The following is a 25408-nucleotide window of genomic DNA, read 5'->3' as shown; positions in this document are numbered from 1 at the left end:
TCCTCGTCAGTGCCGGCACAGGTGTGCCGGATACCTGCGGTCCCCCAGTTGGCCTACCGTCGCGAAACCTCGCGCTGCCGGGATCCCGTTGTCGTTCTACTCAGCCGTCGGCCTACGGCACGCGCTGAGCCGGTGCCGTCGGTCCTCGTAAGACAGGCCTATCGGCCCTGGTTCAGTGCCTGCCACGGAGAGACATTCACTCCGCCACTACTTCCAGACTCCGCATGTGTCTCCTGCGAAAGGCGATCCATCATGGCCGCACCACCGCCCACCTCGGTCGTGGCTGCTCCGGTCGACCTCAACCACACCGGGCACTACCTGCACTGGGGTGTGATCCAGATCTCGGTGGCCAACCTGACCGTCATCGGCATCATGATCCTGGTGTTCGTCCTCGCACTGCTGCTGCCCTTCCCGAAGGGACACAAGCACGATGACTGACCAGACCGCACCGTCATCCCCGAGGGCCGGGTCCGGTGGCTGGACCGGTGCCGTGCGCCGTCGCGCGGTCCGGACCTTCCCTCCGGACAAGCTGCTGCCGGATACGCAGCCGTCCTGGGTCGCCTCCTGGATCTATGTGTTCGGAGTACTGACGCTGTCCGCGCTGTGCGTGGTCCTCGCCACCGGCGGCATCCTGGCGCTGAAGGGCCCGACCTGGTGGCACGTCTCGTCCGTCGGCCGCTACGTCAACTCGCTGCACCTTTGGAGCGTCGAGCTGTTCATGGCCTTCATGGTCATCCACCTGTGGGGCAAGTTCTTCATGGCCGCATGGCGCGGCCGTCGTGCGGCGACCTGGATCACCGGCGCGGTCGCGTTCCTGGCCTCTGTCGGCACTGCCTTCACCGGGTACCTGGTCCAGCAGAACTTCGACTCGCAGTGGATCGGTACCCAGGCCAAGGACGGGCTGAACTCGGTCGGGGTCGGCGCGTTCTTCAACGTCCTGGACTTCGGGCAGATGCTGATGTGGCACATCGTGCTGCTGCCGCTCGCCCTCGGGCTGCTGACCGCCTGGCACGTTCTGCTGGTCCGCCGCCGCGGCGTCGTGCCGCCGATCCCGCTGGACAGCGGTTCGGCCAGCGTGGAAACGGAAGCCAGCCAAACGCCTGAGGGGGAGGACCGATGACCCCCCGCTGGGCCCGCCTACCACAGCCCGAACCCGTACCGAAGCGCACCCGGCCCTACGACCTGGTCAAGGAGTTCGTGATCGCGCTGGTCGCGGTCGCACTGCTGACCGTCGGGCTGGCCGCGGTGTTCGGCGCGCCCGACGACAAGCCCGTGACGCTCCAGTCCTGGGCCAAGGCCGATCCGGGCGACTTCCTGTCCACAGCGTTCACCGAGCTGGACGGCAGCAGCACCACCGCCGGCTACGGACCGCCCTACAACAGCGCGGCACCCGGGCAGAAGATCGGTCCGGTCGGACTCGCGAAACTTGTCGGAGTGCACCAGCCGATCGACACCGTGAACGACTTCGTCCTCACCCCGCTGTCCAATGCCCCCCAGGCCGCTGATGTGGCCGCGGCGCTGACAGAGTACAAGAACGCCACCGCCGACCAGCAGACCGCGCTGCGCAAGCAGTACTCCGACGCGGTGACCGCGGCCAAGGGCGATCCGACCCAAGTCCCGGCGGGTACCGCCGGACCAGTTCAGGTCCTGCTGAACCAGCTGTTGAATCAAGCCCAGGCCGGGTCTCTGGACGGGCAGCTGCTATCGACCGGCGGATTTTACCAGAACGACTACACCAAGCCTCTGCTGTTCTTGAACGACGGCACATACATGGCCGGCCTCGCCGACGACAGACACCTGTCCGGCAACCAGTGGGGCATGATGAACGAGACCGGGAACTACCCCGGTCAGCCGTGGCTGTGGCTGTACACGTTCTGGTACCAGATCTCGCCGTTCGACCACACCACCAACGCCGACGCGCTCATCTGGGGCCTGATGGCGGTACTGAGTCTCGGCTTCGTCCTGATCCCCTTCATCCCCGGCGTCCGGTCGATCCCGCGCTACGTGCCGGTCTACCGGCTCGTCTGGCGCGACCACTACCGGCACGAACGCCGACAGTAGACACCAGCGGACGATAACCGGTGGCGTGGCGGCCACCGGGGTTGAGCTGGCCTTACGACCACCACTCACGGCCCACGCTTCGGCCTCAGCCAGCGACTTCCTGCCGCGTCTCAATGAAAGCGCAGTTCAGAGGCCGAAGCCAGGCTGGCGTATTAGGCTGGCTGCGGCGGTGAGTGCGGCGGATCCTCTGACGTTGGTGCACTGGGCGCCATCCGGTGCGCGGACGCGGGGGCGGATGTGAGTTCCGCCCCCGCCCGCACCGATGGATGGATTTCAAGGAAGGGGCGCTGCGACGGACCCCGAGGAGAGCGACGCGGCGCCGTCCGGCGCGGAGAGCGGCGACATCGAGCAGGTTGTGCAGGGCGCGCTGGGGCGCTTGACGGTGCTGCTCAACGCCAACGACGCGCTGGCCAGCACCATGAACTTGGAGACCGGGCTGCGCCGACTGTGCCGCACGCTGGTACCCGGCCTGGCCGACTGGTGCGCGGTCGATCTGGTCGACGACGCCGGCCGCCTGCACCGCGAGGTCGTGGAACACCGGGACCCCGACCTGCTGCCCCCGGGGCTCTTCGAGGCCGCCCTGCCGCCGATTCCCGACGACTCGCCCGCGCCGCTGGCCAGGACTCTGCGCGGCGCCGGCCCGCTACTGGTCAAGGATTTCCCCGAGCCGGAACACGCCGCCGACCCGCTGCACGCGGTCGAGTTGGAACTGTTCGCCCACCTGGGGGCCCACACGGCGGTCTTGGCGCCGTTGCGCTCTCGTCGGCAGGTTTTCGGGGCGCTGACGCTGGTCCGCAGCGGGGACACCGCGCCGTTCACAGAGGACGATCTTCCGTTGGTCGAGGACCTGGCCCACCGGGTCGCCTTGGCGGTGGACAACGGCCTCCTGCACACCGAGGTCCAACGCATCGCCGAGCGGCTGCAGCGTTCTCTGCTGCCGGAGTTGCCCGAGACGGGGCCGCTGGAAATCGCGGCACGCTACCAGCCGGCTGCGGAGCCTGCGGGGGTCGGTGGGGACTCGTATGACGCGTTCGTCCTGCCCTACGGCGCCACCGCTGTGATCATCGGGGACGTCGCCGGGCATGACCTGCGCGCCGCGGTCACGATGAGCCAGGTCCGCAACATGCTGCGCGGCGTCGCCTGCGACCGCAAGGAGCCGCCGGGGAAGATCCTGGCCCGATTGGACGCCGCACACCACATCTTCTACCAGGGCGACACCCTGAGCTGCATCTACGGCCTGGTGGAGAAGGACGCCCCGGACGAGCCATGGAAGTTCAACTACGCCGTCGCAGGCCATCCGCCCCCGGTGCTGGTCAGCAGTGAGGGCGACACGCGTTTCCTGACCGGCGGCCGGAGCATGCTGCTGGGCATCGATCCCACGCCCGTCCGCTCAGAGGCCACCGAGGTCCTGCCGCCGAACTCCACGCTTGTGCTGTATACCGATGGCTTGATCGCGGTGTCACCGCACTGACGTTTCCCTCGTATCGTGGAGGCCACAACTGACAGGGAGAGTCAGATGGCTGAGATGAGGCGCCGGTACGATCCGGATCGTGACCGAGACCGGGAAGTCGTGCGCGGAGGTGGCGCGGGACCTGGGGATCAACGAGACGACGTTGGCCACGTGGGTGAGTCGGGAGCGGGCCGCGCAGCGGCAGGCTGCGGCGAGTGGGCTGGGCGAGTCGAAGGCCGCGGAGCTGGCGCGGTTGCGGCGGGAGAACGCCGAGCTGCGGATGGAGCGTGATGTCCTCAAGCGTTCGGTGGTCCTGTGGGTGAAGGAGGCGACGAGGTAGCCGTGGCCGACTTCATCGCCTGCCAGAGGACCGAGCACGGGGTGCCGCATGCCCTGACGTGCCGGGCGCTGGGCGTCTCGGAATCCTGGTTCTACAAGTGGCATGATCGGGCGCCGACTGCACGGCAGCTGCGCAAGGCGGCGTTGTGTGAGCGCGTGACGAAGCTTTTCGAGGCGTCGGGCAAGGCTACGGCTCGCCGCGGATCCACCAGGACCTGGTCGATGAGGGCTGGGCGGTGTCGGTGAACACCGTTGCGCAGCTGATGGCCGAGCTCGGGTTGTCTGGGCGCAAGCCGCCCAAGCGACGCAGCTCGACCAGGCAGGGCAAGCGGCCGGTGGCCCGTGACCTGGTGCGTCGGAACTTCGACGCGGTCGCTCCGGACGTGCTGTGGTGCGGTGACATGACCGAGATCGTCACCAGCGAGGGGCGGCTGTGGTGCGCGAGCGTGATCGATCTGTTCAGCCGTCGGCTGCTGGGCTACGCCCTGGGTGAGCACCACGACGCGCAGTTGGTGGCCGCCGCTTTGCAGATGGCGGTTGCGACCCGTGGCGGTGACGTCGACGGCGTGATCTTTCACAGCGATCGCGGCTCGGAGTACACGTCCGCCCTGTTCAACGACCTGTGCGCGCGGCTTGGCGTGGTCCAGAGCATGGGCCGGGTCGGTTCGGCCCTGGACAACGCTGTGAGCGAGTCGTTCAACAGTGCGCTCAAGGTCGAGTTCGTCCACCGGCACTCGTTCGCCACCCACGCCGAGGCCCGGATCCGCATCGCGACCTGGATTGCCGACTTCTACAACACGCGCCGACGCCACAGCGCGGCCGGCTGCCTCGCGCCGACCGAGTTCGAACGGCTCATGAAGGAACGACGGAGCACCAACAATCATCAGGTGGCTCTAGCCGCTTGACAGAACCCTCCATGGTTCCAGGGGATAGACAGATGAGGATTCCCCGGCGACCCTGCCAGCCGATCTGGCCGGGCGCTACCCGCAGATCGCCGCCGTGCACAGGGCCGATTCCCGCACACCCACCGGCATCGGCGAGTTGCTGGAGACCATCACGGCTCTGGCCGCGAAGCTGCCGCTGATGGGAATGCGTTGGCCGACGGTGTGGGCCGACGCTGCTCAGGCGGTCCGCGACCTGCCCGGACGTACGGCCACGCGAAGTGCCGTCTTCAAGGCCATGGCCGCCGCCGGTCTCACCGATCCCGCGGGGCAGCAGGCGGTCGCGCGCGTCATGAACGACCTGGGCCAGATCGTGTACTTCGCGGACCGGCCGGACCTGGCTGCCAAGGTGATCCTGCGGCCCCGGTGGCTTGACGAGCGAATCACCCAGGTCATCGACAGCGCCGCGGTCACCGCCGCCGACGGGGTGCTGTCACGGGCCGAGCGGCACCGGCTGTGGAACGACCTGGCGGAGGCGGAGGACGATCCGGATCTGCCCGACCGGTTGATCCGCATGATGGAGAGCTTCGACCTGGCCTACCGCCTCGGCGACCATCACGACAGCGACGACGTCGCCTTCATCGTCGACCGGCTGCCCGAATCCCCGCCGACTGAGGTCGACGGGCAATGGCGCGAGCATGTCGCCGCCAAGGGCGCCCGCGAGATCGGCATCGTCTACCGGCTGCGCTCTCGCCAGGCCGGGATCCCGACGTGGTTCATCGCCCGCGAACACCGCTACACCGCCGGCCTGCACTGGCGCGGCGGGGCCCTGCTGCACGACCGCGACGGAGTCACCCCTGCCTGGGCCCTGATTGTGGACGACGGTCGCGAGCAGCCCACCGTCTCTATTCGCGTGACCGGGTCCTACCCAGTGCGGTTCCTGTCGGTGCTCACCGAGGCGTTCGACAACATCATCGAGGACCGTTACCCCGGGCTGGTCGAGGCACGCCTCGTTCCCTGCGTCTGCACCGGCCCTGACGGCACCGGTTGCACCCACGCGTTCGATCTGGACGAGTTGTTGGCCGAGGCCACGGATCCCGACCCGGACGCCCAGCATCTGGTCCGCTGCCCGAAAAGCCGGAGGAAGCTCGAGGCCGCCGTCATGCTCGACGGGCTGCGAGGCACCAGCCTCGTCGCCGAACTGGACGCCATCCGGCACCGCATGGACGCCCAGGACAGCACCCTGAACCGGATCGACGCCGAACAGCAGGCCATGCTCAACGGTATCCGCACCCTGTTGGAACACCGTGCCAACGCGGGCGTGCACTGCCCGGCGGTGTTCAGCATCCGCGTCGTCGGTCGGACCGCGGTCCTGCACCGCGACAAGCATGTGCTGAGCCTGTGGTGTGAATGGCCGGCCGGGCCCCATCTGCTGGACGACGGCGCCGGGGACTATCCGATCGACACCATCCCGCCAGCACTGGCACGCTACCTGCCGTTCCTCCGCTACCTGATCGCCGGCCTTGGGATCGTCGGCCCAGGAGTGCTGGCGGCCGGCCTCGGCGACCGTGTCCAGGCTACGATCGAGGCGGCCACCGCGACCGTCGAGTTCATCGACGATTTCACGAGCGGGAAGGACAGCACCTCCGGTCTGCAGTCGAACGTTCCCGTCAGCCCCTACCGCCGCACTGCGTCGGGTGGTGACTTCCGCTCTCTGCGTGACCTGCTGGAACGCCTGGAACGCGAGCACCGCAAGAACTGGGGAGGCCTGACGCCGATCAGCCGTCCCGAAGACCAACGGATCATGTATGTGTGCCCGCAGCATCTGGCCGATCTTGAATACCCCTTCCGCGGGAGATCGGACGTTGAGCTCCTGTCGTCTTGAAATTCTGTGCGTCCAGGTCGATGGCCGCAGGTTCGAATCCTGCCACCGGGACCTTCTGGCCTGGCATTCATCTGCCAGCGCCGACCTCCGCGTGCGGAGAGAACCAGCCGCAGCACAAGTACACGACGCTGACTTCGCTCCCTGACTCAGACGGTCTGTGATGACGGTGTGATGACGGACGTCGCGTTCGTCACGGTCACAAGATGGCATGCAGTGGACACTCTTCTAATCCGATGGTCGCAGCTCGAATCCTGCCGGGGGCACCTCCTGACCAGGCCTTCAGCCGTCAGCGCGCGGAAGGACAATCGCTATGTGCGACACCTGGGCACCCGATGATGGACTCCACTCGCGCACGGTCCCCCCACCGCTCGGCCCTCAAGGGAGGTTGATCGTCGAGTGGAACAGGTAAGTCTGATAGGTGTTCCAGTCCGATCCGTAGAAGTAGAGGTCCGTCCCCGTCGAGCGGGGGTCGATCATCGGGGCGTAGATCGTCCGGACGCTGTCCGGCAGGACCGTCTGCGGGGACGACCACGGCCCGGTGGGGCAGGTGGAGTACCGCAGGACCGTCGAGCCATTCGAGGTGTCGTTGTCGTCGTTGTACATCGCCACCCACCGGTTCACCGAGGGAAGGTACTGGGCCGACATCTCTCCGGCGGGCCCGGCGAAAACCGCCTCGGCCGATGACTCCGTCGAGGACCACCCGGTCCCGGTCCAGTACCGGTACGCCTCCTTGTCCAGGATGGCCGCGTCGGGCACCTGCATCAGGTAGACGTCACCGTGCCGCTCCGAGGGGGTGGAGTAGACGTACACGTACCCGTCCGGTCCCTCGGCCAGAGCCTGCTGCTGGAACTTCTCGGTGTACGAGGAGTCGTTCATCCAGACAGCGGTGTCCACCCGGTGCCAGGTGATTCCGCCGTCGTCCGACTCCGCGATGCCGTTGGCCCGCGTCTGCTCCTGGCCGGTGTGGCCCAGCCGGAAGATGATGTACTTCAGGTAGTCCTTGCCGTTGACGTGGATGCCACCGGACGGCACGATTCCGTCCTCGGAGCTGGAGATGGCAGGCAGGATCGCCTGCCGGTTCCCGGACGGGGTGTCGGTCCCGTTGGCGAACCCTGTGTACTGAATTCCCGTGCAGAGATCCCCGGTGGTGTCCCACCCGAGGGCGTTGGGCTGCCTGTCCGTCCCGGTCGGCCCGCCGAAGCCGGGGACGACCGAGCTGTAGTTGTCACCGAAGACGTGGAACACCGAGACGCCGTCGGACCACGCCACCCCGAGGTCCGCGCCGTTTATTCCCCACCGTGCGGACAGGGGCCCGGTGATTTGCTGGACCTGCGTGGCTTGGGTCACGACCGGGCCGGTGCCGCCGCCCCCACCTCCGCAGGAGGTGCTCGTCGAGGTGCTCCTGGAGGCGCGCTCCGCCTGGGCGCCAGGATACGCCCCCGAGTCGGCGGACCCCACAAGGATCACCGCTGATGCGGTTACCGCCGCCGCCAATCGACGTTTCACCTGCTGCTACCTCCGGTCTGCTGGAGCCGAGAGGTCACGAAATATGCGGGATCTTGTTCGGCGTGGGTGCCGCGGCCCGGCGGTGGCGTGGTCGGTTTCGTTAGGGCTGTCGCCAGCACGGTGAGTCTTGACGTTGGGCTGCCGAATATGTCGAGACGCACGGTGGCTTCACGGACTGGGAATGGAGCAATACTGACACAGTCAGGGACAGGATTGGCCGACATTCGGGATCAAACAGGCGGGCCGAAGGCTCAGCCGACGATGCCGGGCACGGCCGCTTCGATCAGGTGGGGGCCGGGTTCGGCGATGGCAGACGCAAGTGCCGCCGTGAGCTGTTCGTTGTCCCGGACCCGGACCGAGGGCACGCCCAGCCCGCCTGTCCTGGTCAGAAACTCGGCCAACAGCCTGACCTCGGGTGATCCCGTGGCATGATCGAGCTCTGTGGCCGTCGGTTTGTTCTACCGAATCCTCGTGAACCTCCTATCCTGGCTAGCGTTGCTGGCCCGATCGCAGGCGTCGAAGAACGCCGAGATACTGGTGTTACGCCAGGAAGTAGCGGTGCTGCGCCGGACGAACCCGAGGCCGAGGCTGGGCTGGACAGACCGTGCGGTGCTCGCGGCGCTGTTCAAGCTCCTGCCCCCCAGGCACTGCGCGGTCACCGGATCGTCACTCCGGGCACCCTGCTTCGCTGGCATCGGCGTCTGGTTGCGAACAAGTGGCGCCAACCGAGGCCGCCGGGCCGGCCACCTATAAGCGACGAACTGGTTGAGCTGATCGTCACCATGGCTCGGGAGAACCGCACCCGGGATGCGGTGCGGATCCAAGGCGAGCTGCGCCGACTCGGATACCGTGTGGCCGCGGCCACGATCCGCAAGATCCTGCGTACACATCGGATCTTCTAACTCGATGGCCATGGGTTTGCATCCTGCCGGGGGCACGAACCTGCGACGTATTTCCGCAGGTCATTGGGTTTTTTTCGGCGCGCGAACTCGAGGCGACCTCCAACCGGCGACGCTTCGGATGTTGCATTTCCGCATGTCAGACCTGGCGCGAAGCGGGCATCGAGCTGACGCCACCACCAACGATCAGTAAGAGCCGACGATCCGAGCCTCTCGAGGTCGAGTACGAGTTCGTCGTCGACGTCCCACACGCTCGAGCCCTCCAGCAATGCCAAACCAGAAGTACTCCTCGCCATCCCGCGATGGCTCCGCGAACACCCCACCGAAACCGAATAGCGAGTCAGCGGCACAGCTCATGGCGTGCCACCCCACGGTCGATCGCGGGCTCAACGCCCTGTCGCTGATCGTCGGGTTCGTCACCCTTAACGCGATCCAAAAGACGATGGCCTTCGACCAGTGCTCGGCGTTCACCGGATGCCTGCAGCGCAGTCCGATCGGCGCGACGATCCTGTCGGGCGCCCTCATCGCCGCCGGTGCTGCCTTATATCGCCCTGGTGCCGCCAGGGACTTGAACCCCGAACCCGCGGATTAAGAGAGGCTTGATCGAAGTCCACTGGTCGAAGCCACGTCGCGTTCGCGCCTTGCCCATCGTGGATCGATGGCGGACCGGGTTCCCTCTTCGTCGAACAGCTGGCCGGCCGGGCCGTTGTCCGGCAGTGGCGTCAGCCGGATGGCGATCGCGGCGTCCTGCTCCGGGGTCTGGGCCTCGTAGTCCCGTGAGGTCGATGTCGGGCGTGGTCTGCAGTGTCAGGGAGCTGACCTGACTGGTCTGGTTGGCGATCCGCGGGCGCTCCGAACGGCGTAGCGGCGATTGATTCGCCCGGGAACCACCGAGCAAGTCCCCCGAGTCCTCCGCGGGCACCACGGAGAGCAAGATCGAGCAGCTTCAGACACGGGTCGAACCCGGCGAATTGCGCCGACGCAAGGGCCGGTGAATTGCGGCGACGCTCACACCAGGCCGCCACGTCCTGGTCTCAGCCGTTTCCCGGCCCTTGAGCGTGCAGGCCCGGACCCCTCGTGTTTCGCACTTTTGAAGACTGTTTTGCTGGTCGACTGCGACACTGATCGACCGGTTCGAGTGGTTTAGATGGCTTCGCCGGGAACGGCGGCCACGACAGAAGGAGCATCGGCGGTATCTGATTCGCCCTCGTAAGAGAGTGAGCCGCCGATGCTCCCAACACCGAACATACCCACGCTGACCGTCTTGTTGTCCGGATTCCGCACCTGTTTCACTGCTCCGGGGTACCGCACCTTCAGCGGTCTGGTGATCGGCTTGGTCGCGCAGACTCGTCGGCGCACGGTCTGCGGGATGCTACTGGGCGCAGGGCTGGAACACTCCTGGCACCACGCCCGTGCCCACCGGTTCTTCGCCGCCGCGCGCTGGTGCGCCGACGAAGCCGGCCTGGCGATGACCGACCTGATCGTGATGCTGCTGCTCGCCACGGATATCCCGATCGTCGTCGTGGTCGACGACACCCTGTTCAAACGGGCTGGGAAGAAGGTGTTCGGCACCGCCTGGCATCACGACGGAGCCGCGAAGGGTCCCAAGCCGATCGGGTTCGGCAACTGCTGGGTGATCGCCGGGATCGTCGTGGACCTGCCGTTCTGCTCCCGGCCGGTATGCCTGCCGATCCTGGCCCGACTCTGGCGTCCCCGGCGCACCGGGAAGATCGCTTACGCCCGCGAGCTGGCAGAACTCATCGCGGCACGCTATCCGAACCGGACAATCCACGTGGTCGGGGACGCCGCATACGTCGGGGAGCACCTTCGCGGCTTGGACCCGCAGATCACCTGGACATCCCGGCTGAAAGTCACCTCGGTGCTGCATGAACTGCCACCCCGCGCACCGGGCGCTCCGGGCGGCCCCGGACCAAAGGCGAGCGGATCGGCACCCCCGGCGACCTGGCCAAGACGAAGACCTGGCGCACGACGACCGTGCGGCGCTACGGCCGCGATGATGTCGTCGAGCTCTGCGACACCCCGTGCCTGTGGTACGGGTCCTTTCACAGCCGCAGCGTGCGCGTGATCCTGGTCCGCGACGACAAACCCCGCACGAAGGAAAAGGACGACCGAGGTTACGGGCTGCCGCTGGTCACTACCGACCTGACCTCCAGCCCTGAAGAACCCGTCGCGCGCTACGCGGCGCGTTGGTGCATCGAAGTCGCGTTCTCCGACGCCCGGCAGACCCTTGGCGTGGGCGAGGCCCGCAACCGCGTCAAGAAGGCCGTCGAGCGCACCGTCCCGTTCGGCATGATCTGCCTGTCGCTGGTCACCGTCTGGTACGCCACCGCCGGCCACACCCCGAACGTTGCTGCCGAACGCCGTGCCCGCTCACCGTGGTACCGGACCAAGACTGAACCGTCCTTCGAGGACATGACGGTCAAGCTCCGGCGTGTCATCATCGCCTCGAGATTTCGGGGTCCACGCCCTGACCTGGCCCCCCGAAGAAACCCGGGCCGTACTGCTGGCCTGGGCCGCAGCCGGAACATGATCATCTAGAAGCGCGAAACACGAGGGACCCTGTGGGGCTCGGAAATACGAATCGGGGGTTGACCTGCGGTCAGGCGGCGATTTGGTACTCGTGGGTGAGTCCGCCGAGGATGGCCTTCCGGCGGATTCGGTAGTTGGCGAGGTTGATCGGCGTTGGCGGGCCGGTCTCGGCTTGGGTCGGGGTCAGCTGGTCGAGCCCGCGGTGCGGTCTGGCCTCGTTCCGGTGGGCGAGATAGGTCGTCAAGGTGCGGCGCAGGTGGTCTTCGTTGATGATCAGCATCCGGTCGAGCAGTTCGCGTCGTAGTTCCCCGATGGCCCTTTCGCAGATCGCGTTCGATCGAGGGGCTCGGGGCGGACTCTTCAGGATGCGGACTCCCTCGTCGGCGAACACGGCGTCGAAGCCGTCGGTGAACTTGGTGTCGCGATCCCGGATCAGGAACTTGATCTTCTTTCCCTGCTCGGCCAGGTCGATCAGGACGTTGCGGGCGGCCTGGGTTGTCCACTCTCCAGTCGGATGGGCGGTCACCCCGGCCAGGTGGGCCCGGCGGGTTCCGTGCTCGATGAGGATCAGGGCGTACAGCCGTTTCAATCCGATCGTGTCTACATGCACGAAGTCGATCGCGAGGATGCCGTGGGCTTGGGCGGTGAGGAACTGCTTCCATGTCGGGCCCGAACGCCGCGGTGCCGGATCCAACCCGGCCGCGTGCAGGATCTCCCACACCGTCGAGGAGGCGATCTGGTGGCCGAGCTTGACCAGTTCGCCCTGGATGTGGCGATGTCCCCACATCGGATTGTCCTTCGCCATGGTCAGCACGAGCTTCTTGGCTGCTGTGGCGGTCGGTGGCCTGCCGGGTTTCCACCGGGCGCTGTAGTCCCACTTGCGGGCGACCAGCTGGCGGTGCCAGGCCAACACCGTCGCCGGGCTGACCGGGAACACCTGAGGCCAACGCCGACGCGGGATCAGCGATGAGAGGGCCGCGAACCAGAACCGGTCGACCGACTCGTAACGGACTCTGTGGATTTGACGGCGCAGGACTGCATTCTCGTGGCGCAGCACCAGCAGCTCAGCGTCCTTGGACACGTCACTGCGAAACAAGACCGCCACGGAACCCAGAACACGGCGGGTTGCACGATACGCAAGCGACAAGAACATCAGGCCAGGATCGCAGCTCGACAACCACAGGCCAGCCGCGCCCAGGTCACAGGCCCGATCGTATTTCCGAGCCCTACAGGCTCCCGCTGCGCTCTACGCTCGGCGGTCAACCCGCCACCTTGCGCATATCTCACACAACAGGCGTACTGCCAGACCGGACAACTGTCAGCCCTCGACGACACCACCCCTTAAAGGTCAGTAACCTTCTGATCCGTAGCCGCGTCTAAGGGTCTTTGTATGGCGTTTCTACATGCTATGCCGGACCGAGCCGTACCCTGTCAGCCGATGCCATGACGTCCCTTCCCGGACCGTCCCCGAACTCGACCGCAGGTGCCATTCTGTGCCAACCAGTTCAGGACCACGTTCGAATACCGTAGGCCATCAGGTCCCACTCGAATCGAGTGGAGCCCGACCAACGGCCGTAACGGGGCCATTTCGGAGTATCGAACTCAGGCGGCGCTGAACGGCGTGGGGGACATGAGTCAGTTCACGTTCAGAGTCGTGTCGTCGACGACGAACGACGTCGGCAGCGAGGCGTTCTCGCTGCCGGTGAACTTCAGGGTGATGGTCTGGCCGATGTAGCTGGCCAGGCTGAAGGAGTGCTGGGTGTAGCCGTTGTTGGCGTTGAGGTTGCTGTAGGTCGCGAGCGTGCCGAGCACCGTACCGGAGGAGCTGAGCACCTGGACCTTGAGGGTGTCGAGGGCCGTGGTGGTGGTCCTCTCGCTGGTGTTGATGTGCAGCCAGAAGGAGGAGTTCGCCGTCTTGCAGGTGGCGGGGATGCTCACCTTCTGCGCCAGGGTGTCGGTGTGGGTGGTGCCGTAGCCGTCCAGCCACGCGTCCCAGCTACCAGAGTGGGCCGGCTCGGAGAGGATGTTGTTGTTCAGCACGCCGGCGGTCATGGACCACGGTGAGGCCGAGCCGGTCTCGAAGCCGGGGTTGCCGAGCAGCTGGGCTGCGGCGCAGCCGCCACCGCCGGAGGGGTTGACCGTCCAGGTGAAGGAGGTCGTTCCGGAGGCGGTGCCGGAGGAGGCGGTTACGGTCACGGTGGAGGTGCCGGCTGTGGTCGGGGTGCCGGTGATGGCGCCGGAGGCGCTGATCGACAGGCCGGCCGGGAGCCCGTTGGCCGAGTAGGTCAGCGCCTTGCCCATGGAGTCCGTGGCCTTCATCTGCAGGGTGCTGATGACGGTGTGCACTGTCGAGGTTTGGTTGCCCGGTTCGGTGACGGAGACCGTATCGGTACTGCTGTTGCCGGTCTGCAGGCCGGCGACGCCGTTCGGGGTTCCGATGCCGGTGGGGCCGTCGTAGCCGGTTTCGGCGGTACATAGGTAGGCGGGGCTGCATGTGCCGTTGTTGCCGGCGGTGACATCGAAGAAGTTGCTGGTGTGCTGGTAGATGTCCTGTGCCGGGCTGGCGCCGGCGTTACCGGCGAGCGCGAACATGGCCGCGACCATCGGGGAGGAGACGCTGGTGCCACCGACCTCGTTCCAGCCGGCGTTGCCGTTGGCGGTGTCATAGACGGCGGCGCCGGTGGCCGGGTCGGCGTCGGCGGCGACGTCATTGTCGATCCGGTTGGTGCAGCCGGCGGGCAGGTTCAGGGCGGTCTGCCAGGAGGGCCGGGCCTCGTAGGCCGAGCAGCCGGAGCCGGTGCCCTCTGAACCCGTCGTGGTATTCCAGACCGATTCGGTCCAGCCCCGCGAGTTCAAGGCCGGGCTCAGGCTGGTCCCGCCGACCGAGACCACCTTCGGGGAGGTCGCGGGGTAGCTGACGCCGTAGTCCGAGTCGCCCGCGGACACGGTGGTGACGATGCCCGAGGCGTGGGTGAAGTAGGAGGAGTCCATCGACGGCTCGGTGGAGGACTCGGTGCCACCCCAGGAATTCGATACGTATCCGGCCAGGCTGGCGGCGGCGTTCTGGGCGATGAAGAGCCCGTTGCCGGAGTCGTTGTTCGCCTCGACCAGGACGATGTTGCACAGCGGGCAGATCGCTGAGGCCATGTCCAAGTCGAGCGACTCCTCAAGGGTCCAGTCGTCGTTGGCCGGCGGGGCGGAGGGCAGCGGCGAGGCGGCCCCGGTCTGATTCACCTTCTTGAAGTTGGCTGCGGGCAGGCCGGCGGCGGACCGGTACGCGGCCAGGTCGCTCGCCGCGTTCGCGTCGTCGTACGCGTCGACGATCGCGATGGTCCGCCCGGCGCCGTCGGAGGCGGAGGCCGAAGTCAGGTTGTAGGCCGACTGCAGCTGGGAGGGCCCGTAACCGACGCCGGAAGGGATGGAAGCCGGTGACGCCGAGGCCAAGGAATTGTGGATCCCGTTGCGCTTGAGCGCGAAGCAGTACTCGTGGCCGACCATGATCACAGCCGGGCAGGCGTGGGTGGAGCCCTGATTCGCGGTTGAGGGCGCGGGCTGCGAAGCATGCGCGGAGCCCGCTGTCTCGGCGGTGATCATGGCCGCTGCCGCCGAGATCGTCGCGGATGACGACTGCGCCGTGGAGGCGATCGCCCCGGTCGCGGTGCCGATCGCGAGCGCGCCGCCTACGGCGACGGCTGTCGCCAGGCACGCGAACGCGCGCAGGCGTGAGCTGATCTTCACTGTGGTGGTTCCCTCTCGATACGTGGGGAGATGGCGTGAAATTTTGGCGCGGGCCACCTGGTGGTAGGGGTGGATCAGCCCGGGGATAGGAGAGGCGTTGCACGGGGCCGTGCGAGTCAGCAATCGGCGGGTTGAGATGCCGCGATGTCCGCCGCCATGGGTGTTACGGATCCTGATCCGGCCGTGCCGTTGTGCTTCATCGTGCTGTTGTACACGCGAGGAACGCTCAGACGTCGTGGCGACCCAATGGGCGTTCTGTGACGAAGGGCGATAGCGGTCGTGCCAGGCGCGCTGTGGCGATAAAGAGCGTCCTACAGCGCGTATTGCATTAGGATATTTACTAATGTCTCACTGCGGTCGCTGTTTCCACCGGAAGTGTCCATATAGTTAGGGGTCATATAATCCACCTCAGGTGCTGGGCTTTTGACGCGGTCCATTGCGCTGAACGGCGGACGGGTCACGTATCGGAGTTACGGATCGGTGGGCGGGGTTCCCGAGGGTGCCGAGTGGCCGACGAGGGCTCCCGTGAGCGTGTCCTCGAGGGGCCGGTTGCCCAGTGGGTGGCCGAGTGTGACGGACGCCCAGCCGATGCGAGCGATCTGCGGACAGACGACGCCGGGCGCAGACCTGTCGACTGTGGTCAGCGTGAGCTGGACCAGCGTCGACGTCTCAGCTGCTGCCAGGGTTGGCTTCTGTTCGCATCCCGACCAGGCGACGTGTACGGATACGGTCAGATCGTCGCCGGACAGACGCGCCGGGCCGACGATCGACTTAGCCTTGACCGTGCTCGAAGACGTCAGTATGGACTGTGTCGGGGCAGGGCTTCCTATTGTCCTGGGTGCGGAGCTGCTCCCACATCCAGGCAGTATCAGTGCTGCCGTCGCAGTGACGGCAGCGAAGACTTTGTTCATGTCGACCTCGCCTTCCTGCTGGGACTGATCTTCCTGGGAGGAAGGTGCGCGTTGGACCGCTTGAGGCGCGCTCTAGAACAGTTCCTTTATAATCGAGTTCTCCGCCCATTTAGGGCATTTTGGTTGTTTCCACCTTAGCCGACGGCCGGCGCGTCATCCGTAACGTCTGGGGTCGCGCCTGGGCCGATCTCGGATGGCAGGCTCATGAGACCAGGTCGATGAAGATCAGCATTGCGCCTGCCGATAATGTCATCCAGGCAGGTCAGGCTGCGTGTTGGTACTCGTGGATGATGCCGCCGAGTCGGTCGTGTCGGCGGATGTCGAGGTCGGTGGTGTGCCGCGGGTCGGTGATCGGTGGGGGCACTGCACGCAGTGGTGCGGCCTGCTGCATCGCTTGGTGAGCGCGGTGGCTGTTGTAGTGGGCCTCGTATTCGTGTAGGGCGTGCAGCAGGTGACGTTGGTTCCAGATCAAGGTGCGGTCCAGCAGCTCGTGGCGGCAGGTCTGCACCCACCGCTCCATGACCGAGTTCATCCGCGGCACACGGATGCCGCTGAGCACGACCTGGATCCCGGTCTGTGCGAGGATCTCGTCGAACAGTGGCGGGAACTTCGCGTCCCGGTCCCGGATCAGGTACTTGACCATGGCGCAGGCGTCTTCGAGATCCATGACTAAGTTCCGTGCCGCCTGGGTGACCCAGGCGGCGGTGGGATGCGCTGCGGTGCCCAGCACGCGCACCCGCCGGGTGCTGTGTTCGATAACGGTCAGGATGTACTGCCGCTGCCCGGTCAGTGTGACCGTCTCGATGAAGTCGCACGCCAGCAGCGCGTCGGCCTGGCTGCGCAGGAACGCGGCCCAGGTGGTGGCGGTGCGCTCCGGTGCCGGGTTGAGGCCCTCGTCCTTGAGGATCTCCCAGACGGTTGAGGCCGCGATCTTGATGCCCAAGGTGGCTAGTTCGCCATGGACTCGGCGATGACCCCAACTCGGATTCTCGCGGACCAAGCGCAGCACCAGTCGCCGGATCGAGGCAATCGTACGCGGGCGTCCCGTTCGCTGGGGCCGGCAGGTGTTCGCATGGCGTCGGCGCAGCAGATCGCGGTGCCATCGCAACACCGTGTCCGGGCTGACGATCAGATGCAGCCGACGAAGTGAGCCGCGGGGCAGGGGCTTGAGCAGCGCTGCAAGGAAGGCGCGGTCCTCGGGGGCGAACTTGGCCCTGTTCGAACCCAGCTGCCGCTGCAGGACCGCGAGCTGTAGGGGTCGGGCCCGGGCGCGGTGCTGGCGTTGCCGCCAGTCCGTTTCCCGGACCCGCCCTCCGCACCGGACATGCACGTCTCCGCGCATCCGGCGCTCCACGGATTCCCGGTGGGTCAGACGGTTGCGCTGGGAATGCCCGCCCAGGGGCTTGGGATTCGCGTCGCCCGCCATCGATACCGAGTGATCGGAACCTTCTGTGGGCTGAATAATACGATCCCGTCCTCCGTCAGACGCTGCCATGGCCGGGCGGTCATGAAGCGCCGGTACAACTGTTTCCACGTCAGGCCTTTGTGCCGCTTGAGCAGCCAGCGGGTCACCCGGTGCCACGCGTAGTGGTCCAGGTAGCTGAACGTGCCGGTGGACACGGCGTGCCGGAAGTAGTTGCACCATCCCTGCAATGCCGGGTTGAGCTGGCGCAGCAGGTCGACGAGCGATTCGTTGCGTGCGCTGTTCGTCAGCACGCGCACTTTCCCGACGATCGAGGCCAGCGCCTTCTTTGACGGGTAGGTGTAGACGTACTTACGGTTCGTTCCCGCCTTGGTGCGCCGCTGGATGTGGAACCCGAGGAAATCGAACCCCTCATCGATATGGCAGACCCTCGTCTTCTGCACGGACAGCCGCAGCCCCATCGGGGCCAGAACGTCCGCGACTTCGTCCCAGAGCGCGTCCGCATGATGTCGATCGCCGTCCACCATGATGACGAAGTCGTCCGCGTAGCGGACGATCCGATAGGTGGCGCCGCCGCGTCTGCGGTGCTCCCATCTGCGCTGGTAGGTGACATGTGCGTCCCATTTTGCGCAGAAGTGCTCGTCCAGCACCGATAGTGCGATGTTGGCGAGCAGAGGCGAGAGGATCCCCCCTTGCGGAGTGCCGGTCACCGAATCGCCGACCGTGCCGTCCCGGACCATGATTCCGGCCTTAAGGAACGCCTTGACCAGCAGCAGGACGCGCTTGTCTCCGATCCGGCCACGCACCCGGTCCATCAGGGCCACGTGGTCGATCTCATCGAAGCACGCCGTGATGTCCGCCTCGAACACCCACCGGTAGGTGTGGGACCCGAAGTAGTGGATCTCGGCGATCGCGTCCTGCGCCCGACGTTTGGGGCGGAAGCCGTAGCTGACCGGCTTGAAGTCCGCCTCGAAAATCGGTTCCAGGACCAGCTTCAGGGCTGCTTGCACGCACCGGTCGGCGGCGGTTGGAATACCCAGTGCTCTGACTTTGCCATTGCCCTTGGGAATCATCACCTGCCGCACCGGCAGCGGCCGAAACGACCGAGTCTTCAACTGCTCCCGCAACTCCGCCAGGAAGGCGATGCTCTCCTCCGGCCTGACGAACCGCGGCTTGACCCGGTCGATACCCGCTGTGCGCGCGCCCTGGTTACTCCGGACCCGCTCCCACGCCGTGACGAGGAAAGCCGGGTCGGCAACGAGGTTGAACAGATCGTCGAACCGGCGACCTGAATCGCCGGCCGCCCACTGGTGCAGTTTGGCCTGCATCCGCAGTACCCGCCGCTCGGCCTCGAAAGGATCGGGCCAAGACAGCGGTTCCCCGGTGTTCACCGAAGACTCCTCCCATTGCAGGTGCCGAACATGCGTGAATCCGCTGTGCCCCTTCGCCCTGTGACCGGCTTTCCCGGACTCCGACTACTACGGGCACTCCGCCCCGCTGTTCCGGCCTTCGGCCGACCACGCACCTTCCCGAACCTCGCACTCCTGGCTGGAGCGCGGGACGGGAGCCAGACAGCGGTTCCCACGTTCACTGCGAACCGATCGATCGGTGAGGTGCCCATCTATGCCCCAGCAGCATCGCCATGGCTACGCCGCAGACTTTCACCATGGCCTCCCGACCAGCGTCACCAACCAGCCCAGGAGTTCCCCGACACGCCGAAACGCCCGGGTGCGCACTGCATACCAGCCCAGATCCACCGGGTTCGAGCTGGTGGCTCTCTTGAAGGGCTTTACAACAACGGTTCCTCTCGTACACCTTCCGATCTCGCTAGCCGGACCCGCGCCGTCCGGTAGTGCCGACGCGTCCCGTCGTTGTCGGGGCTGCTCCCACCCTTCCCGTCGTCCCCCGGGTCAGGCTGCCCCCAGCTTCACCGACCTGCTGCGACAGGCCGACGGTGGAGCCCTTCCATCTCCACTCGGTTCAACAGCGCCTCGTGGCGCACGATGACGCAGCGCCAAGATCTCCGCGTCCTTGTCCCGGTCGCTCATCGGCAACAGCCGCAGGACTGCGAAGGCGTTCGTGACGGCGAGATAGGTCAGACGCAGCAGCACAACCTGCCATCATGCCCGAGCCTTCGCCGAGAACACAGCACCAGCTTCGATGCCAGGTTGACCGCCTCCACGCAAGCCCGCCTATGCTGCTGACCTGCAAGGACGAGGTATTCGGCAGGCGCACAGGCGGAGGATTAGATCAACCAGTTCGTCGCTGATCGGCGGGCGTCCCGGCGGGCGGGGCTGTCGCCATTTCGCTGCAGCCAGTCGCCGGTGCCAGCGCAGCACGCTGCCCGGCGTGATGAGTCGATGCACGTGAAGGTCTTTGGGCGGCAGCGGGATCGGCGCCGCGAACAGTGCGCGGTCGGTCCAGTCCAGTCGGGGGTTCGGATTGGCCCGGCGCAAGGACCGCCACCTTATGGCGCAGTACGAGCAGCTCAACGTCCTTGGCCGCGCTGCTGCGCCCGATCAGCACCAGCCAGGACGCTATCCGGCAGAACAGGAGGTACACCAGGCGAACAGGCACAAGCATCCATCATTCCGCAATGGCCGCCGGTGCAGGCTGAATCTCCCCAGGTGAACGCCCTGGCGGCGTTATTGAACCCCACAGGCCGATGCAGCGCTACACCGGCCGCCGTGAGGACTTCGCCGAGACCCAGGCCGCGATCGCGGGCCTGGTCTCCGACCGCTCCGACCGCCGAGTCACTCGTCGCGAGACCAGCACCGAATTAGCCATCGCCAACCCGACACCTGCTGATCAACCCAGAGCCGAACCGCCAGGCCGCCACGTCCCGACCTCAATCGCTCCCCGAGCCTTAAGGCTTCCAACTCGGGATCAGCCCCGCACGCGCGGGGAGCACACCACGTGGGCGGCCAAGACCTCGCGCCAGTCGGGATCAGCCCCGCATCTGCGGAGAGAAACTGGCCCCAGCCGTCTCTACGCTCGAACGCCCCCGCACTACCTCCGCCTGGCGCAAGAGTCTGCGACGCCGGCGTCAGGTTCGAGAGGCAGGGACCACCGCCGTTTCGCCAGGGAGAGCCGGTGGCGTGCGTCGGTGCCCTCGGCTCAGGTCGTGAGCGCGGAGGCCAGGCGCACGGACTCGGTGTCGAACAAGGTGCTCTCGACGTGGTCGAGCGCCAGGCGCACGGCGCCGAGCGAGACCGCGTCGTGGTCGAGCGTCGAAACGTGGATCGGGACGGGAAAGAGGATCTTGGCGTCGAGGTGGCGCTGGAGCGGAGACAAGAGGGTCTGGCCGGCGCGGCTGAGGCCACCGGCGAGGATGACGCATTCGGGGTCGACGGAGAGTACGACGGCTGCGATGCCGGTCGCCAGGTGGTCGGCGAGTTCGTCGATGCGGGCCTGTGCGTCGGTGTCGCCCGCCGCCGCCGCGGCGGCGGTGGCCTCCCGGCCGTGTGGCCAGGCCGCCATCGCCTGGAGTGCGGTGTCCCAGCGGGACTCAGGCAGTATGCCGATCTCGCCGGCGGCGCCGTTGGTGCCGGTCAGCAGCCGTCCGTTGAGGAAGACGCTGGCGGTGATGTGGCGGCCGGCGACGATGTGGACGAAGTCGTCGGTGCCGCGGGCCGTGCCGAGCCAGCGTTCGGCCAGGGTGAACAGCCGGGCGTCGTTTCCGACGAGCACCGGCATGCCGGGAACCACCGCCAGGTCTTCGGCGAGATTGCGGCCCTGGATCTGGGGGAGTCGGGTGCTGTGGACGACGCGTCCGGTGCGATCGACGATGCCGGTCGTGGCGACGCCGATCGCCAGGACGTCGGATGGACGGATTCCTCCAGTGTGCATCGTTGAGAGCAGCGCCTCACGGGCTGCTACGACGCGATCGTCGGCCGAGGCGCGCGGATCCAAGGGCTGGCTGAACCGGGCGCGTTCGATGCCGCGTAGGTTGGTGGCGAGCACGTTGACTTCGTGAACGGCGAGGTCGACACCCAGTACACAGCCGAAGTCGGCGCGGAACCGGTAGACCTTGGCCGGACGGCCGACGCGACGCTGGTCGTTGACCTCGGGTCGGACCTCCTCGGCGACCCCGGTCTCGACCAGCGCGGTCGCGGCATCCTCGGCGGTGTTGCGCGAGACGCCGGCTGCGGCTGCGAGATCGCGCAACGTCAGCCGCTCGGCACCGTGCAGGGCCCGCAGCACCGCCACGGTGTTGATCTTCTGGAGCAGCGATCGGTCGCCGCCCGATGGTCTCACCACTGACCCACCACTCTCTTGACAACGTTCCGTGGCCCTTGGACACTCACCCTACCGCATTATTTCAGTCAGTGACTCAAAAAATCCGCAGCCGGGTGACACCCGCCGCGTGTGCAAGGCATCCCTCGACGACGAACTCAGGCCCGGCGACGGGCTGGGAAGGAACACCGTGCGTAAGAAGGCGATAGTGGTCTCGATCGGTGCAGTGGCGGCGCTTGTGTTGTCCGGCTGCGCGGCCGGCGGCGGGGGCGGCGGGTCCGCCCAGTCAGGCGGCGCCAAGGGAAGCGTCACGCTGACGTTCCTGACCTTCGAGACGCCCAACCTCACGGCGAAGTACTGGGACGACGCGATCTCCAGGGCGTCGGCGAAGGTCCCCGGCGTCACCATCAAGAAGCTGGTCGCCCCGAGCGCGGACCGGGCCGGGTACGCCAAGCAGCTCGCGGCGTCCGGCCAGCTGCCGGACATCATGATCGCGGTGTCGCCGAACGGCTTCGCTCAGGCCGGGCAGCTGGCGCCGTGGACGGATGCGGAGCTGTCGGATTTCATCTCGCCGCACTCGAACCCGATCGGCGGCAAGATCTACCAGCTGCCGTACGACACACAGCCCACACCGTTCGTGTACTACAACAAGAAGGACTTCGCCGACGCCGGTATCACCGCGCCGCCGAAGACGTATCAGGACCTGCTGGACGACAGCGCGAAGCTGAAGGCCAAGGGCATCAACCCCTTCGTGGTCGGCGGCGGTGGCAAGGACACCTGGGCCGACATGTATCCGCTGATCGGCGCGGTGGCCACTGACACCTACAAGCAGACTCCGGACTGGCTGGCCCAGAAAGCCGCGGGCAAGGTGAAGTTCACGGATCCGGCGTTCACCAAGGCCGCGCAGAAGGTCAGCGACCTGGCCAAGGACGGCTACATCGACACCGCCGGGTTGTCCCGTTCCTACGCCGACGACGAGCAGGCGTTCCGCGACAACAAGGGCGCGATGTACCCGATGGGCTCGTGGTTCGCGGCCTCCGCCGACGCCAAGCCGCCGTCGTTCGATGTCGGTGTCTTCGCCTGGCCGTCCGACGACGGCTCGCTCGTGGTCCCGGCCTACACCGGTGGCGGTATGAGCGTGTCGTCGAAGGCACCGAACGTGGATCTGGCCAAGAAGTGGGCGCTGGCGTTCATGCTCGACAAGACCTCGCTCGACGCCAGCGTCAAGACCGACGGGTCGATCATCGCGCTGAAGGACTACACCGCACCGACCGGCATGGGCCCGGTCTACACCGAGACCTTGAACCTGTACCAGCAGGCGGTGAAGCAGAACGCGATCGTGAACGCCTTCTCGATCGAGACCGGGGACGGCTCCATGCCCGCGGGCGTGGCGGACAAGGCCGCGGCGGGTGTCGCCGATCTGATCGACGGCAAGAAGAACGCCGATCAGTTCGCGTCGTTCCTGGACGACGAGTGGGCCAAGGCGAGCCAGTAGCCGTCGGCCGGCGGGAGCGGGCTTGGTCATCCGATCCCGCCAGGTCCGCACATCCCGAACCCGTCGGAAACCGCCGACAGCTCGAAGAGAGCCGGTCAGCTCCATTGACGACCGGTCCGCACAGGAAGAGACGAACAATGGCTGCGACGATCCTGCCGCATGATGGCGTCGGCATCCGAACACAGCGGGGTGTGGCGGACCGCCGGTCCCCGCCGGGCAGACAGCGACCTTCCAGAGGGTTGTCCGGGGTACTGCATTTTCTGACCTTCGGCGCGCCGGGGCTGGTTGTCTTCCTGGTCTTCGTCCTGATCCCGATCGCGATGACGGTTCGGACGGGCTTCACCAACGAGAATCCCGCCAACCCGCCGACGAAGTGGGTCGGTCTGCGGAACTACACCAGGCTTTTCGGCGACGCCGACTTCACCGGCGCGTTGAAGAACACGGTGATCCTCACCCTCATCGTGACCGTCGCGGCGAATGTCCTGGGTCTGGCCATCGCACAAATGCTGGATCGGCGGGGTCGCTTTTACAACGCGTTGCGCAGTGTCTTCTTCACCCCGGTCATCCTGTCGTCGGTAGTGGTCTCGGTGATCTGGGAGGCGATCCTGTCCGATGACGGGATGCTGGACTCCGCCCTCCACAGTTTGGGCGTAGCCCATCCGCCCGGCTGGCTGTCCGATCCGAATCTCGCGCTTTACTCGGTGGCGTTCATCATCACCTGGCAGGTCCTGGGGTTCTGTGTCGTGGTCTACCTGGCCGGCCTGGCCGGCGTTCCCCCCGAGTTGTTGGAGGCCGCCGAGATGGACGGCGCCAGCCGGTGGGCCCGGTTCCGGCACGTCACCTGGCCGATGCTGGCCCCCGCCGTGACCATCAACACCGTCATGCTGCTGATCACCGGTTTCAAGGCCTACGACCAGATCCAGGTGATCACCAACGGCGGCCCCGGCAACGGCACCACCTCCACCATCGCCTTCCAGGTCGTGCAGACCACATTCACCGGCAACCACATCGGCTACGGCGCGGCCATGGCCACCTCGATGCTGGTGATCATCGCGGTGATATCGGTCGTCGCCCTGCGCATCCTGCAGCGGCGGGAGGTGACGCTGTGACAGTCCCGGGCATCATGCGAACGCCGCGTACGTCGTCGTGGCTCCGACCCATTGCCGCGAGCTTCGTGACCGCCGTGTTCTTCCTGCCGCTCTACATCGTCGTCGTCAACGTCTTCAAACGCGGCCAGGACATCACCGCTCACCCGGTGAGCCTGCCCGTCCCGCCGACGCTGGCCTCGATCCACCAAGTCCTCTCCCGCCCGGACCGCCTGTTCTGGTACGGCCTGATCAACAGCGTCGAGGTCACCGCTTTGTCCATCACGGTCCTGACCGTGGTCTCGGCGATGCTCGGCCACTACCTGGCACGTTCCCACAGCCGATGGGCCAAGGCGACGCTGGCGGTGTTGTTGTGCGGGTTGATGATCCCGCCGCCGGTCATCCTGGAGCCGGTCACCGAGGTTCTGCGCTCGTTGGGTTTGATGACCACGATTCCCGGACTGGTGCTGGTCGACGTCGGCTACTACGTGCCGTTCGGGGTGTTCGTCTTCACCGGATTCGTGAAGTCCATTCCGATCGAGCTGGAGGAGGCCGCGGCCTTGGACGGCTCTGGACGCTTCCGGACTTTCTGGACGGTGGTGTTCCCGCTGCTGCGGCCGGCCTCGGCCAGTGTTCTGATCTTCCTGGGTGTGTGGATCTGGAACGACTTCCTCAACCCGCTGATCATCCTGGGCCCGGCCAACGGCACGACCGTCACGGTCGGCATCTACCGCGCGATCGGCGAGCACCAAAGCGATTTCGGCGCGGTTTTCGCGCTCATGTTCCTGGCCACCTTGCCCATTCTTGTGTTCTACCTGGCCTTCCAGAAGCACTTCGTCAAGGGCCTCACCGGAGGGGCGACCAAGGGGTGACGGCCTTCGCACCGTTGCGCGGCTTCCGCTGCCTCCCTGACCGGTCCTGCCCTGACGCACCACATCACCATCATGGG

Annotated in this window: 20 protein-coding genes and 1 pseudogene; 14 read left to right on the top strand and 7 right to left on the bottom strand. The window is 66.5% G+C overall.

Features of this window, described 5'->3' with window-relative positions; translation table 11 throughout:
* Positions 1-252: 252 nt before the first annotated feature.
* The 7 genes from ABH926_RS45585 to ABH926_RS45555 all read left to right on the top strand — a co-directional run bounded on the left by ABH926_RS45585 (position 253) and on the right by ABH926_RS45555 (position 6616).
* Positions 253-438, top strand: a complete 186-nt coding sequence (locus ABH926_RS45585) for a hypothetical protein (protein WP_370373306.1) — start codon at positions 253-255, stop codon at positions 436-438.
* Entirely contained in the window at positions 431-1120 is a 690-nt protein-coding gene (locus tag ABH926_RS45580) for a cytochrome b N-terminal domain-containing protein (protein WP_370373304.1), read from the top strand. Before ABH926_RS45585 ends, ABH926_RS45580 begins: the two co-directional genes overlap by 8 nt.
* Positions 1117-2061, top strand: a complete 945-nt coding sequence (locus tag ABH926_RS45575) for a hypothetical protein (RefSeq protein WP_370373302.1) — start codon at positions 1117-1119, stop codon at positions 2059-2061. The genes ABH926_RS45580 and ABH926_RS45575 overlap by 4 nt, the downstream gene beginning before the upstream one ends.
* Positions 2062-2323: 262 nt before the next feature.
* Positions 2324-3532, top strand: a complete 1209-nt coding sequence (locus ABH926_RS45570; RefSeq protein WP_370373300.1) for a PP2C family protein-serine/threonine phosphatase — start codon at positions 2324-2326, stop codon at positions 3530-3532.
* A gap of 79 nt (positions 3533-3611) precedes the next feature.
* Positions 3612-3851 carry a transposase gene (locus ABH926_RS45565; protein WP_370373298.1) on the top strand — a complete coding sequence of 80 codons (240 nt, stop codon included), beginning with the start codon at positions 3612-3614 and terminating at the stop codon, positions 3849-3851.
* 202 nt (positions 3852-4053) lie between these two features.
* Complete coding sequence (locus tag ABH926_RS45560) at positions 4054-4755, top strand: IS3 family transposase (RefSeq protein WP_370373418.1); 702 nt, start codon at positions 4054-4056, stop codon at positions 4753-4755.
* A gap of 94 nt (positions 4756-4849) precedes the next feature.
* Complete coding sequence (locus ABH926_RS45555; RefSeq protein WP_370373296.1) at positions 4850-6616, top strand: COR domain-containing protein; 1767 nt, start codon at positions 4850-4852, stop codon at positions 6614-6616.
* A gap of 375 nt (positions 6617-6991) precedes the next feature.
* On the opposite strand, the gene ABH926_RS45550 is transcribed toward ABH926_RS45555, so the two are convergent.
* Together ABH926_RS45550 and ABH926_RS45545 are read right to left on the bottom strand one after the other, a co-directional pair.
* Positions 6992-7963 (bottom strand): DUF4185 domain-containing protein, encoded by a 972-nt coding sequence (locus ABH926_RS45550; protein WP_370373294.1) that lies wholly within the window; start codon positions 7961-7963, stop codon positions 6992-6994.
* 410 nt (positions 7964-8373) lie between these two features.
* On the bottom strand, positions 8374-8523 hold the full coding sequence (locus ABH926_RS45545; protein WP_370373292.1) for a hypothetical protein: 150 nt from the start codon (positions 8521-8523) through the stop codon (positions 8374-8376).
* A gap of 40 nt (positions 8524-8563) precedes the next feature.
* Between ABH926_RS45545 and ABH926_RS45540 the strand changes: the two are divergent.
* The 4 genes and pseudogenes from ABH926_RS45540 to ABH926_RS45525 form a co-directional block, all read left to right on the top strand.
* Positions 8564-9006 (top strand): annotated as a pseudogene (locus ABH926_RS45540) (integrase); the annotation flags it as partial.
* Positions 9007-9289: 283 nt separating this feature from the next.
* Entirely contained in the window at positions 9290-9613 is a 324-nt protein-coding gene (locus ABH926_RS45535; RefSeq protein ID WP_370373290.1) for a hypothetical protein, read from the top strand.
* Between the two features lie 636 nt (positions 9614-10249).
* Positions 10250-11107, top strand: a complete 858-nt coding sequence (locus ABH926_RS45530) for a transposase (RefSeq protein WP_370373288.1) — start codon at positions 10250-10252, stop codon at positions 11105-11107.
* Positions 11098-11580 carry a hypothetical protein gene (locus tag ABH926_RS45525; protein WP_370373286.1) on the top strand — a complete coding sequence of 161 codons (483 nt, stop codon included), beginning with the start codon at positions 11098-11100 and terminating at the stop codon, positions 11578-11580. The genes ABH926_RS45530 and ABH926_RS45525 overlap by 10 nt, the downstream gene beginning before the upstream one ends.
* A gap of 61 nt (positions 11581-11641) precedes the next feature.
* Here ABH926_RS45525 and ABH926_RS45520 read toward each other — a convergent pair whose 3' ends face one another.
* The 5 genes from ABH926_RS45520 to ABH926_RS45500 all read right to left on the bottom strand — a co-directional run bounded on the left by ABH926_RS45520 (position 11642) and on the right by ABH926_RS45500 (position 21903).
* Positions 11642-12748: an integrase core domain-containing protein gene (locus ABH926_RS45520; RefSeq protein ID WP_370373284.1), complete on the bottom strand. Its 1107-nt coding sequence runs from the start codon at positions 12746-12748 to the stop codon at positions 11642-11644.
* Positions 12749-13206: 458 nt separating this feature from the next.
* Positions 13207-15309, bottom strand: a complete 2103-nt coding sequence (locus tag ABH926_RS45515; protein WP_370373282.1) for a putative Ig domain-containing protein — start codon at positions 15307-15309, stop codon at positions 13207-13209.
* 1173 nt (positions 15310-16482) lie between these two features.
* Positions 16483-17562: an integrase core domain-containing protein gene (locus ABH926_RS45510; RefSeq protein ID WP_370373280.1), complete on the bottom strand. Its 1080-nt coding sequence runs from the start codon at positions 17560-17562 to the stop codon at positions 16483-16485.
* A gap of 26 nt (positions 17563-17588) precedes the next feature.
* Positions 17589-19034 carry a group II intron reverse transcriptase/maturase gene (gene ltrA, locus ABH926_RS45505; RefSeq protein WP_370373278.1) on the bottom strand — a complete coding sequence of 482 codons (1446 nt, stop codon included), beginning with the start codon at positions 19032-19034 and terminating at the stop codon, positions 17589-17591.
* Between the two features lie 1726 nt (positions 19035-20760).
* Positions 20761-21903, bottom strand: a complete 1143-nt coding sequence (locus ABH926_RS45500) for an ROK family protein (protein ID WP_370373276.1) — start codon at positions 21901-21903, stop codon at positions 20761-20763.
* A 166-nt stretch (positions 21904-22069) separates the two neighbouring features.
* Here ABH926_RS45500 and ABH926_RS45495 point away from each other — a divergent pair, with 166 nt between their 5' ends.
* From ABH926_RS45495 to ABH926_RS45485, 3 genes are all read left to right on the top strand, one after another.
* Positions 22070-23374, top strand: coding sequence for an ABC transporter substrate-binding protein (locus ABH926_RS45495; RefSeq protein WP_370373274.1), 1305 nt, complete (start codon positions 22070-22072; stop codon positions 23372-23374).
* A 137-nt stretch (positions 23375-23511) separates the two neighbouring features.
* Positions 23512-24483, top strand: coding sequence for a carbohydrate ABC transporter permease (locus ABH926_RS45490; protein ID WP_370373272.1), 972 nt, complete (start codon positions 23512-23514; stop codon positions 24481-24483).
* A 14-nt stretch (positions 24484-24497) separates the two neighbouring features.
* Positions 24498-25331: a carbohydrate ABC transporter permease gene (locus tag ABH926_RS45485; RefSeq protein ID WP_370373270.1), complete on the top strand. Its 834-nt coding sequence runs from the start codon at positions 24498-24500 to the stop codon at positions 25329-25331.
* Positions 25332-25408: the final 77 nt, after the last annotated feature.

It is taken from the genome of Catenulispora sp. GP43, from assembly GCF_041260665.1.
Taxonomy (GTDB): domain Bacteria; phylum Actinomycetota; class Actinomycetes; order Streptomycetales; family Catenulisporaceae; genus Catenulispora.
Note: the sequence above shows the minus strand (reverse complement) of the source record. Positions and strands in the feature narration are given on the sequence as shown.